The 11,419-nt window shown below is 62.1% G+C and carries 10 protein-coding genes; 3 read left to right on the top strand and 7 right to left on the bottom strand.

What is annotated here, in order from left to right:
* Positions 1 to 126 precede the first annotated feature (126 nt).
* From mltG to gmk, 3 genes are read left to right on the top strand one after another with little or no spacing between them, the layout of a single operon-like run.
* Positions 127 to 1,365 carry an endolytic transglycosylase MltG gene (gene mltG / locus CO667_RS06030; protein ID WP_097617705.1) on the top strand — a complete coding sequence of 413 codons (1,239 nt, stop codon included), beginning with the start codon at positions 127 to 129 and terminating at the stop codon, positions 1,363 to 1,365.
* A gap of 18 nt (positions 1,366 to 1,383) precedes the next feature.
* Positions 1,384 to 2,271 (top strand): YicC/YloC family endoribonuclease, encoded by an 888-nt coding sequence (locus CO667_RS06035; protein ID WP_097617532.1) that lies wholly within the window; start codon positions 1,384 to 1,386, stop codon positions 2,269 to 2,271.
* Between the two features lie 3 nt (positions 2,272 to 2,274).
* Positions 2,275 to 2,937, top strand: coding sequence for a guanylate kinase (gmk, locus tag CO667_RS06040; protein WP_097617533.1), 663 nt, complete (start codon positions 2,275 to 2,277; stop codon positions 2,935 to 2,937).
* Here the strand turns inward: gmk and rsmA are convergent.
* The 7 genes from rsmA to CO667_RS06075 all read right to left on the bottom strand — a co-directional run bounded on the left by rsmA (position 2,934) and on the right by CO667_RS06075 (position 11,389).
* Positions 2,934 to 3,761: a 16S rRNA (adenine(1518)-N(6)/adenine(1519)-N(6))-dimethyltransferase RsmA gene (gene rsmA / locus CO667_RS06045; RefSeq protein ID WP_097617534.1), complete on the bottom strand. Its 828-nt coding sequence runs from the start codon at positions 3,759 to 3,761 to the stop codon at positions 2,934 to 2,936. The two genes, gmk and rsmA, sit on opposite strands and share 4 nt — an antisense overlap.
* Complete coding sequence (gene pdxA / locus CO667_RS06050; protein ID WP_097617535.1) at positions 3,758 to 4,786, bottom strand: 4-hydroxythreonine-4-phosphate dehydrogenase PdxA; 1,029 nt, start codon at positions 4,784 to 4,786, stop codon at positions 3,758 to 3,760. Before pdxA ends, rsmA begins: the two co-directional genes overlap by 4 nt.
* Before the next feature lie 6 nt (positions 4,787 to 4,792).
* Positions 4,793 to 5,737, bottom strand: a complete 945-nt coding sequence (locus CO667_RS06055; RefSeq protein ID WP_097617536.1) for a peptidylprolyl isomerase — start codon at positions 5,735 to 5,737, stop codon at positions 4,793 to 4,795.
* Positions 5,738 to 5,921: 184 nt separating this feature from the next.
* The gene (locus tag CO667_RS06060) at positions 5,922 to 8,249 is read right to left on the bottom strand and encodes an LPS-assembly protein LptD (protein ID WP_097617537.1); all 2,328 of its coding nucleotides are present in this window, start codon (positions 8,247 to 8,249) and stop codon (positions 5,922 to 5,924) included.
* Positions 8,249 to 9,337, bottom strand: coding sequence for an LPS export ABC transporter permease LptG (gene lptG, locus CO667_RS06065; protein ID WP_097617538.1), 1,089 nt, complete (start codon positions 9,335 to 9,337; stop codon positions 8,249 to 8,251). Before lptG ends, CO667_RS06060 begins: the two co-directional genes overlap by 1 nt.
* The gene (gene lptF / locus CO667_RS06070; RefSeq protein WP_097617706.1) at positions 9,334 to 10,515 is read right to left on the bottom strand and encodes an LPS export ABC transporter permease LptF; all 1,182 of its coding nucleotides are present in this window, start codon (positions 10,513 to 10,515) and stop codon (positions 9,334 to 9,336) included. The genes lptG and lptF overlap by 4 nt, the downstream gene beginning before the upstream one ends.
* Positions 10,516 to 10,615: 100 nt before the next feature.
* Positions 10,616 to 11,389, bottom strand: coding sequence for a phosphatase PAP2 family protein (locus tag CO667_RS06075; protein WP_097617539.1), 774 nt, complete (start codon positions 11,387 to 11,389; stop codon positions 10,616 to 10,618).
* Between the last annotated feature and the right edge of the window lie 30 nt (positions 11,390 to 11,419).

Here is an 11,419-nt window from a genome sequence, read left to right on the forward strand (position 1 = left end):
CGACCGGCAACGGCGTTGCGGGAGCATAACGACCGGCAACGGCGCCGTTGAACGGCGGCAGAACCTGCTTTTGCCGCATTGCTTCGCGAAATAGCGAAGTGAGGGTCAAGTTTTAGAGGATTGCCGGTGAGCGATACGACGAACCAGAGCAACGATACCTCGCAGGGCGAGAACGACCGGCAGGCGCAGAAGGGACCGATCATCCCGAAGTCGCCGAGCGAAGCCCTGCGTCCGGAGCGCGTTCCGGAGCCGCCGAAACGCTCCAAGAAAGCCCGCGGCCAGGTCGTTCTTTTCCTGAACTTCATCATGACCATGGCGGTTCTGGTCTGCGTCGTCGCCATCATCGGCTTCTATTATGCCACATCGACCTATCGGAACCCCGGCCCGCTGCAGACCAACACCAATTTCATCATCCGCAATGGCGCCGGTCTCGCCGAAATCGCCTCGAACCTCGAGCGCAACGCGATCATCAGCGATGCCCGCATCTTCCGCTATCTCACGGCAACGCATCTTTCTGCCGGCGAGAGCCTGAAGGCCGGTGAATACGAGATCAAGGCTGGAGCCTCCATGAGCGATATCATGGAGCTTCTGAAATCGGGCAAATCCATTCTCTATTCCGTTTCCTTCCCTGAAGGCCTGACAGTCCGCCAGATGTTCAACCGGATGCTGGAGGATAAGGTGCTGGAGGGCGATCTGCCGGCCGCCCTTCCGGCCGAGGGCAGCCTGCGCCCGGATACCTACAAGTTCTCGCGCGGCACCAAGCGCTCGGAAATCATCCAGCAGATGGCGGCGGCCCAGCAGAAAATCGTCGATCAGATCTGGGACAAGCGCGACTCCTCGCTGCCGCTGCGCTCCAAGGAAGAATTCGTCACACTCGCCTCGATCGTCGAAAAGGAAACCGGCGTTGCCGACGAACGCGCCCATGTCGCTTCCGTTTTCCTCAACCGGCTCGGCAAGGGCATGCGCCTGCAGTCCGATCCGACGATCATCTACGGTCTCTTCGGCGGCGACGGTAAACCGGCCGACCGGCCGATCTACCAGTCGGACCTGAAGCGCGACACGCCATTCAACACCTATGTCATCAAGGGTCTGCCGCCGACGCCGATCGCCAATCCCGGCAAGGATGCGCTCGAAGCCGTCGCCAATCCCTGGAAGACGCAGGATCTCTATTTCGTCGCCGACGGCACTGGTGGCCATGTTTTCGCCGCCACGCTCGAGGAGCACAACGCCAACGTCAAGCGCTGGCGCAAGCTCGAGGCCGACAAGGGCTCGGACCCGAACATCGCAGTCGACGGCCAGCCGGAAGAGCAGCCGGCCGATAGCGGCGCGACCGTCGTGCCGCCGAAGAAAAAGAAGATCAACTGATAGTTTCTGGAGGCTCGCATGGCTTTGCAGTCCATGACCGGTTTTGCGCGGCGCGAGGGAACGAGCGGCCGCTGGCGCTGGGCATGGGAGTTGCGCTCGGTCAACGGCAAGGGGCTTGACCTGCGGCTGCGGCTGCCGCCCGGCCTCGAACGCATGGAGACAGAGGTCCGCCGCCTCGCCGGCGAAAGCTTCAGCCGCGGCAACCTGCAGGCCTCGCTATCCGTCACCGCCGACGAGAACCGCTTCGAGGCGGTGCTGAACAGGCAGGCGCTCGCCGCCGTGCTTGCCATGCGCGGGCAATTGGACGGTATCATCGATCCGTCGCCGCTGAAGCTCGATACGCTGCTGCTGGTACGCGGCATCGTCGAATTCCGCGAAAGCGAGGATGGCGAGGAGGCGCTCGCCGCCCGTGACGCCGAGATTGCTGCCGGCCTGCTGGCCGCGCTTTCCGATCTCAGAGCGATGCGGGAACAGGAAGGGGCGGCGCTGACCCGCATTCTGTTCGACCATGTCACGACGATCGAAGGCCTGACACGGGCGATCGAGGCCGATCCCTCACGTTCGCCGCAGGAGATCGCTGCGCGGCTTACCGCGCAGGTCGCCATGTTGATGGACGGCATGGCCGCGCTCGACCGCGACAGGCTGCATGCCGAAGCCGCATTGCTGGCGACCAAGGCGGATCTGCGTGAGGAAATCGATCGTCTGAAGGCGCATGTCGCCGCAGCGCGCGATCTCTTGGTGAAGGATGGCCCGGCCGGCCGCCGGCTGGACTTCCTTGCACAGGAATTTAACCGCGAATCGAATACCATCTGCTCGAAGTCGAATGCCTCGGCGGTCACCGCTGCCGGCATCGAGTTGAAAGTCGTGATCGACCAGTTCCGCGAGCAGGTCCAGAATTTGGAGTAAGACATGAAACCGGCGAAATCCTCGCCCGTGCAGATCGCCCGCCGCGGTCTGATGCTTGTCATCTCGTCGCCGTCAGGCGCCGGCAAGTCCACCATTGCGCGCACGCTGCTGGGGATCGACAAGAATATCGGCCTTTCCGTCAGCGTTACCACGCGCCCGCGCCGCCCAAGCGAGGTCGAGGGTGTGCATTACCTCTTCAAGAGCGTGCGCGAATTCGAGCGGCTGCGTGACAGCGATGCGCTGCTCGAATGGGCCGAGGTGCACGGCAATTTCTATGGCACGCCGCGCGAGCCTGTGGAGCAGGCCATGGCCGAAGGCCGCGACATGCTCTTCGATATCGACTGGCAGGGCGCCCAGCAATTGCAGGAGAAGATGTCGGCCGATGTGGTCTCGATCTTCGTGCTGCCGCCGACCATGACCGAACTGCAGTCGCGGCTGCACCGCCGCGCCGAGGATTCCGAAGAGGTCATCCAGACGCGCCTCGCCAACAGCCGCGCCGAAATCGCCCACTGGCGCGAATATGACTATGTCATCGTCAACGACGACCTCGACACTGCCTTCGACGCCGTTCAGTCGATCGTCAAGGCCGAACGCCTGCGCCGCGACCGCCGCCATGGCATGTTCGATTTCGTCCGTGAATTGCTGGAAGAGACGCCGAAGCTTTAGAGGCTGTTTGCGAGTAGGCAGAATTCCTCGACGGAGAGGGTTTCGGCCCGCCGCGCCGGATCGATCCCGGCCTTGACGAGCAGGCGCTCGCCCCCAAGCGGTTTCAGGCTCTGGCGCAGCATCTTGCGGCGCTGGCCGAAAGCGGCTTGCGTCACCTTTTCCAGATTGGCGACAGTGCAGGGGATCGGGTTTTCCCGGGGCGTCAGATGCACCACCGTTGAGGTTACCTTCGGCGGCGGCGTGAAGGCTTGCGGCGGCACGTCGAAGGCCATGCGCGCCTCCGTCCGCCAGCCGCAGAGCACGCCGAGGCGGCCGTAATGGTCGTCGTCTTCGTTGGCGACGATACGCTCGCCGACTTCCTTCTGAAACATCAGCGTCAGCGATTGCCAGAAGGGCGGCCAGGCTTTCGGCAGCAGCCAGTTGACCAAGAGCTGCGTGCCGACATTGTAGGGCAGGTTGGCAATGATCTTGATCGGGCCTTCCGGGGCCAATGTTTCGAAATCCGTCTTCAGCGCATCGCCTTCGATCACCTCCAGCCGGCCGGGATAGTGATCGGCGATCTCGGCAAGCGCCGGCAGGCAGCGGGCGTCGCGCTCGATGGCGATGACCTTCCGGGCGCCGAGCGCCAGGATCGCCCGCGTCAGCCCGCCGGGGCCGGGGCCGACCTCGAAGACCGTCGCCTCTTGAAGGGCGCCGGCCGTACGGGCGATCTTCTGCGTGAGGTTGAGGTCGAGCAGGAAGTTCTGCCCGAGCGCCTTTCGCGCATCGAGGCCGTGACGCTGGATGACGTCTCGAAGCGGCGGCAGACCATCGAGTGCCATCAGCGGCGGCTTTCCGCGCTGCGGCCGAGCTGGGCGGCGAGCTTCAGCGCCGCAACGAGGCTCTGCTCGCGCGCCAGCCCCTTGCCGGCAATGCCGAAGGCGGTGCCGTGATCCGGTGAGGTGCGCACGAAGGGAAGCCCGAGCGTCACATTGACGCTGTCGTCGAAACCGAGGGCCTTGGCCGGGATCAGCGCCTGATCGTGATACATGCAGATCGCGACGTCATATCGCGCCCGCGCTTCGTCATGGAACATCGTGTCGGCGGGCAGGGGGCCGATCGCATCGATGCCTTCGTCGCGCAGGTGTTCGATCGCCGGGCGGATGATATCCTCGTCCTCCTTGCCGATCGTTCCGTCTTCGCCGGCATGCGGGTTGAGGCCGGCGACAGCCAGCCGCGGCGCCGCGATGCCGAAGCGCTGCCTCAGGTCTTCATGGGCGATCCGGCAGGTCTCTACGATCAACTCGCGCGTCAGCGCCTGCGGCACGTCCCGGATCGGAATGTGGATGGTGACCGGAATGGCCCGGAGCTTCGGCCCTGCCAGCATCATGACAGGCGTCACCGGCTTGCCGGTCGCCCTGGCGGCGCGATCGGCGAGAAACTCGGTATGGCCGGGAAAGCGGAAACCTGCTTCGTAGAGCACGGCCTTGGCGATCGGGTTGGTGACGACCGCCAGCGCCTCGCCGCTGATGACGAGCGACACGGCTTTCTCGATCGCCGCGATCGTGCCCTTCGCCGTTGCCGCATGCGGCTCGCCGGCCACCACTTCGATGCCGACAGGCACGGTCATGACCGGCAGCGCGTCGGCAAACATGCCGGCGGCTTCGCTGGCTCTATCGGTCTCGCGGATCGAAACCGCCAGGTTGAGCTGGCGCGCTCTCAACGCCAATACGCCGGGATCGCCGATCAGGAAGAAAGGCGGCAGCCCGAGTTCGCGCCGCCGCAGCCAGGCCATCAGGGTAATATCCGGCCCGATGCCGGCGGGGTCGCCCTGGCTCAGCGCAAGCGGTCGCGAAAACGGTATCGTCATCGTCGGTCAGCGATAGGCGATCTGCGCCTTCTTGCGCAGTTCATCCAGGTACTTCTTGCTGTTCTCGTTTTCCGGGCTGGCGTCCTTGTCGGCCTTGGACTTGCCAAGATCTTCCTGGCGGAAGACCATTTCGGCCGCCTGGTCGTCGGAGACCTGGCGCTGGCTGCAAATTGCCAGGTATTCGACGCCCTTGTCGGTGACGCGGGTGCCTGTCGTATTGCCCTTGGCCTGCTCGACCAGCGGCTTCCAATCCGGCGGGATCTCGGGGGCGAGCATGCGGCCGAGATCGCGCACGGAAACGTCGCGCATCGTCGCGGCAAAGACCTTTGCCTGATCGCAGCCCGGAAACTTCGAGCGCGACGCCTCGGCCTCACCCTTACGCTTGCCGGTGATGGCGTTGCGCTTGGCCTGCGGGATGACGAAGATGATCTGCTGCAGCATATATTCGGTCGTCACCGGCTTCTGCTTGTTATTCTGCATCATGCGCGAGACGAGGTCATAGTTCGACAGCCGCGAGGTTGAACCGTAGCGCGCGTTGACGACCCGCGGCCAGCTCATCTGCACGGCGATGAAGCCCTTGAAATGGTCGACGCCGACGCCGGCGCGATCGAGGATCTGCGACATCTGCTCGACGGAAAGCTTGTTGCCGCTGGAAAAGCGGGCGAAAGACGCGTCGACGTCCTGCTGCGAAACCGACATATGGACGCGGGCGACCTCTTGCCGCTTGAGCGCCTCGTCGATCAATTGCTCCTCGGCAGCCTTGGCATCGGCCTTCGTATGCTGCAGGCGCAGGAAGGCCTGGCGCTTGGCGACATCGCCGCTGGTGATGGCAGTGCCGTTCACCACGGCCTTGACCTCGCTTGCCGCAAGCGCTGGCGCGGCAACACCGGTCAGCAAGGCAAGTGCCGCCCCGGCGAGGAACGTCGTTATAGCTTTTTTCGCGTCAATCATCTGCTGACCTCCCGATAGCGTCGCGAGACCTTGTTCGCGGCGTTCTTACCACAGTGCGAGACACGCGGAAATCGCTTCCGTCACGGCGCGAAACCCCTATGCCTCAGATATCGACTGGCGGCAATGTCCTGCACAGGCTTACGGCGAAAGAATGGCTTCAGGCCATGTTCGCGCCGCCCGCCCGTTACTCCAGGGTGTCGGAGCCGATCTTGATGTCGCCGAGCGTGCGGAAGGTCAGCCGTGCGCCGATCGTCCAGTCGCTTGCCGTCTCGTCGTCGGAATCCCTGCTGTCTGTATAGGCGATCGTGAAGATCGTGCATTCGTCGTCATAGGAGAGGCCAAGCGTCCGGCGGCTGATCACATCATTGTTCAGATCCCAGGCGATGCCGCCGAAGATCGACCAGTAATCCTTGAATTTGACCTTGCCGTTCGTCTGGACCTCGTCCTTGTCCTCGTCGAAGCCGTATTCCGGCTGGGCGCTGAGATGGGTGAAGGTCACCTGCGAGGAGAAGGTGTCGTTCTGGTAAGCCGTCGTCAGGTCGCCGCGGCGGAACTCGAAATCCTTCTCGTCGAGGCGGTAGGAGGCCGTCACGGAAACGCCGTAGGGTGTCTCGATGCCGCCGAGGCCGACATAGTCGGAGCGCGTGGTTTCGAGGCCGGAATCGGCGCCGACATTGACGAGGTCATCGGTGGCAAACGAGTTCTGGCCGGCGATCTGGTAGGATTGGCCGAAGATGCCGTGCAGCTTGTAACCACTATCGAACGTACCGGTATACTGGACGCCGAGATTGGCACGCGTACCGCCTTCGACGCGGTCGTAGCCCGAGAATTTGTCGCGGTCGAACAGCGAGGTGGCGTCGAAGACGAAGCTCTGCGCATCCTCGTTTGGCAGGCGGCCTGCGAGCTGCTCGTCGGGGCGGGCATAGATCTGAGCGATCGGCTCGAGGATATGGGTGCTGTTATCCGTCGTCATCAGGATCGGATAACGCATCTCCAGCCCGGCCGTGAACATCGAGCGGGTGGCGGAATTGCCGTCGATATAGTTGCCGGTGTAGCCTGTGGGATCGTCCATGTTCAGCGCGAAGGCGTCGCCGCGCGCAGCCAGCAGCGGCGTGATGACCAGGCCGGTCGGCGTGACATAGGTGCGCTTCCACTGCAGCTCGCCGGTCAGCCGCGACGTCTGGCCCTTCAGGCCGCGGAAGCGGTCGAATCCGTCGACGGTATAGAAGTCGTCATGGGTGCGCGAAATATTCGTCAGGTTGACGTCAGCCGACAGTTCGCCGCCTGCAAGCGGCTGCGGCGCCACATAGTGATAGTCCATCGCGGGATAGACGATCGCCTGCTGTTTTTCGGCCGTGTTGGTCCGATCGGCATCCTGGACGTCGAAATAGAACGCCCGCATGTCGAAATAATTGCGTTTCCCAAGCCCCGTCAGGTAGATCTGGTTGGTGCGATCCGTGCCGCTCAGACCGCGCAGCTTGTAGGTCTTCGAGAAGTTGTTGTCGCTCTGCATCATGACGTCCCAGCCGAACGTCCAGCGCGGATTGATGCGGAATTCGGCCTTCGACGCCACCATGCCGCGCCGGCTGGCTTCGGCATCGCTGGTGCCTGAGCTGAAATTGTCCGGCTTTGCCTGGTCGATGCCGGCGACGCGCAGGATATGCGTGCCATTTTCGAAGCGCTGGCGGAATTCGCCTTCGACGAGGAAGCCCTGGGCGGTGTAGCCGGTGGTGGTGACCGTCGCGTCCATGCTCGGCGAGATCACGTAATAATAAGGAATGGAAAGACCGAAGCCGAGATTCTGCGAGAGGCTCATCGTCGGGAAGAGAAAGCCGGACTTGCGCTTCACCGTATTGTCGGGAACCTCGATGAACGGCAGGAAGGCGATCGGATGGCCGAGCAGCTCGAAGCGCGCTCTCTCCAGACGGATCGTATGCGTCTCGCCGTTCTGGATCACCCGCTGGGCCTTGACCTGCCAGAAGGGCGCGCGCTTCGGATCTTCGGCGCAGGGAAGGCAGGCGGTGTAGACGCCCTTGTTGAGAATCATCATCGTGCCGCCGACGCGCTGGCCGGATTCGGCAACGATGCGGGTATTGTCTGATGTCTCGATGCGCAACGAGTTCAGGAACCCGTCGGCAAAATTGTCGGTCACGTCAAGGTTGTCGGCATAGATGCGGTTGCCGTCCGGGCTGACGAGCTCGACATTGCCGAGCGCCATCATCCGGCCGGTCTTCTGATTGTACTCGACCTTCTGCGCGACCATTTTATAGCCGCCGTAGTTGATCTGCACGCCGCCGACCGCCGACACCAGGTCGGCGTCACGGTTATAGACGAGTTCATTGGCCGAAAGCAGCAGCTTCGCGCCTTCGGGAATCTTCTTCTCTATATTTTGTTCGGGCGCGCTGGCCTGACCGTAGGAGGCCGGGACGCTGCCGAAATAGGAACATAAAGCCGCACCGACAAGCAGGGCAACCAACTGTTTACTAAAATACTTGCGGTCGCCTGCCGCCACTAGCCGTCCTCCTGATGAAGCAGAATAGTCGCACCCAAGGCCAGCGCGACGACCACCGGTATCCACGTCGCCACGAAGGGAGGCACGACTCCACTGCTTCCGAATGCCTTTACAAGCACGGTGATGACATAAAGCATGAAGCCCGAAAGGATGCCACCCAGAATCACGGAGCGGGATTGGTTGAACCGGCTAAATTTTAGGGACACTGTTGCAGCAATGAAAGTCATGGCCACCAGCAGCAATGGCTGGGACAACAGGGAGTTGAATTGCGTCTCCAGCGCCTTGGTGGAGATGCCGAAGGATTTGGCCGCGGCAATGCGGTTGGAAAGGTCAAAGAAACCAATTGTTTCCGGCGCCGTCAGCCGCTCCTGGACGAAGTCCTGTTTCAGATTGGTGCGAAGTTGAACCGAAGCTTTACGCACAGGGATTTCGCCAGGCTTGCGCTCGACAACGTTGTTAAGTTGCCAGTAACCATCTTCCAATTTTGCCGTCGCGGCGTCCTGTCTCAGAATGACCTGACCGCTTGAATCGAAATGGATCAGCACGGCGTCGATCAGCTTGGTTCCGTTCTCCTGAACCGTCTGGGCGCCGATGATGACATCGTCCCGGCCGCTGATCTGGCGCAGCCACGGAATCTGCGGCGCCTTGCGCAGAACTGCGTTCTCGCCGCGCCAGTCGGATTCGACGAGCAGCGCCTGTCGCTGTCCCCAGGCGGCAAGCGGGTTGAGCGCCGTCATGGTGAGCAGGCCGAGCAGCAGCGAGCCGGCAATGAAGGGGAACATGAACTGCCAGACCGAAATGCCGGCGGCGCGCGTGACGACGAGCTCATATTTGCGGTTGAGCCCGATCAGCACCGTCATACCGACGAACAGCGCGATGAACGGGACGGTCTGCTGCAGGATGAGCGGCAGGCGCACGGCGGTCATCAGGATGCCGCCGCCGATCGTGTAGCCGGGCAGGCCGGACATGCGGCCCGCCGTCTCGCTGAAATCGAGGAGGAAAGAAATCGCCGAGACGCCGATCAGGAACCAGCCCATCGTCACCAGGTAGCGGCGAAAGAAATAACGCGACAATGTCCCGAACATCATTGGGTCGCATCCCTGCCGGTCCTGCCGGTAAGCGCAAGCAGCCTTTCCTGCATCCGTCTCCAGAAAGACGACATCCGGTCCCGAACGAACGACGGCATGGCCAGTCGCTTGTGCAGGCCGAGGAAGACGATCGAGATGATGCTGCTGACGATCGGGATGGCGTAGAGGACGGCGATATATTCAGGATCGGTGTCGATCTGATTGGCCGCGTAGAAGGCCGCCCATCTGAGCGCGAAGGCATAGGCGAGCGCGCTCACCATCGGATGCAGCCGCGCTTCGCGGTGCGAGCGCGCATCGCCGGCGATCGCCAGGGAAAACAGGGCAAAGACGACCGGCAGAATCCAGTCCGTCAGCCGGCGATGCAGTTCGGCGCGATAGCTCTGCGGCCGGATCGTATAGTCCTTGTCGGCCGGATCCGGATTGAGCAGGAACCACAGGTCGCGGTCGCTGGCGCGCAGCGTCGCCTGGCCGCGATTCTCGGTCATGTCGGAGAGGTCGAAGGAATAGGAATCGAAATTGATCACCGAGACGTTGCCATCAGGCGTTTTGCGGTGCACTTCGCCTTCATGCATGATCAGCGTCGTGCCCGTATCGTCGACGGCGCCTTCCTTCGCATAATAGATCAGTTCGTAGGCCGGGTCGCGCTCGTCGGCGACGAACAGGCCCTTCAGCATGCGGCCGGCCATCCGCTTCGAGATCTGCACATAAAGGCCTTCATCAAGCTTGCGGAAGGTCTTTTCTTCGATCACCGAAGAGAGGAGGTCGGCATAGGTCTCGGCGATCATCTGGCGCACGACGGTTTTTGCGCGCGGCTCGACGACGTTGTCGACGAAGAAGGAAAACACGCTGACGACGGCCGCAAGCAGCAGGATCGGGCGGGTCAGCACGCTGCGCCTGGCTCCGGCGGCGTCGATGACGGTGAGCTCGGAATCATTGTTCATCGTCGTCAGCGTCTGGGTGATCGCGATGACAAGGGCGAAGGGCAGGACAACAGGAATGATCGACGGCAGGATCATCGTCGCGAGCTTGGCGAACGAGCCGATCGACTGGCCGCTGTCGGTCACCAGGTTGATGCGCTGCAGAACCTGTGTCGTCCAAATGATCGCCAGAACGGGCAGGAGCGCCACGAGAAACATCTGGCCGACGCGCCGCAATATGTATGTCTCGAGTAGTTTCATGCCTGCCCTTGAAAGCACCTGCACGCCCAAACGGCTTTGCAGGAGAATCCCTCTACGCTCTTTGTCGTGCTTTTGCGACAAGCTGGTGTCAAAAATTCATTCAAATTTCAGAATTTTTTTGATGCTGTTGCGACTCAGTTAACGCCAGCAACGCGGCGAAGACGACAAGCGACGAAAGCCACCCGAGAACGACGTCGGAGAGGTAGTGCGCGCCGAAGGATAGCCGCATCGCCGGTGTGAAGATCGAGATCGCCGCCACGGGTGCCGCCAGTGCATAACGCAGGGATTTCGGAACGAAGAGCAGAAGGCAGAAAAGCCAGCCGGCGCTCGCTGCCTCGCCTGAGATGAACGAGCAGTTCGAAACGCATTTTCCGGCAAGCGAACCGGCCTCGACGAAATGCAGCGCACCGCCGAAAATGTCCGTCTGTATCGGCCGCGGCCGGCCCCAATGTTCCTTCAGGATCACATTGACGAGCAGCACCGGCCCGATCAGCAGCGTTCCGAGCGCGACTTTCAGCTTGTTCGCCCGCTCGGCGTTGAAGGTCGCGCCATGCTGCTGGTAGCATTCGATGAGTTTCCACAGCATCACGATCGCCACGACATAGGGCAGGCGGAAGAAGACGGTACGCAGCAGGTCGAAGGTCGTGACGTCGCGGTAGGGAAAGCCGCCGCAGATGCTGCCGGCGGCGGCAGTCGTATCGCAATCTGCACTCACGAAAAAAAGCTGGGAAAAATAGATGTCTATCCCGGGGAAGGCGCGAAAGACGGCAAGCAGCGCCCACCACGTCCAGAACAGCAGCATGAAGGCACCGAAAGTCGTTTTCGGCAGGCGGATCGCGAGGCCCCGCCGTGGATTTTTCGGAAAAATTGTCAACGCGAATATCTACGAAACTGACGAAAACAG

It is taken from the genome of Rhizobium sp. L43 (assembly GCF_002531725.1).
Lineage (GTDB): Bacteria > Pseudomonadota > Alphaproteobacteria > Rhizobiales > Rhizobiaceae > Rhizobium.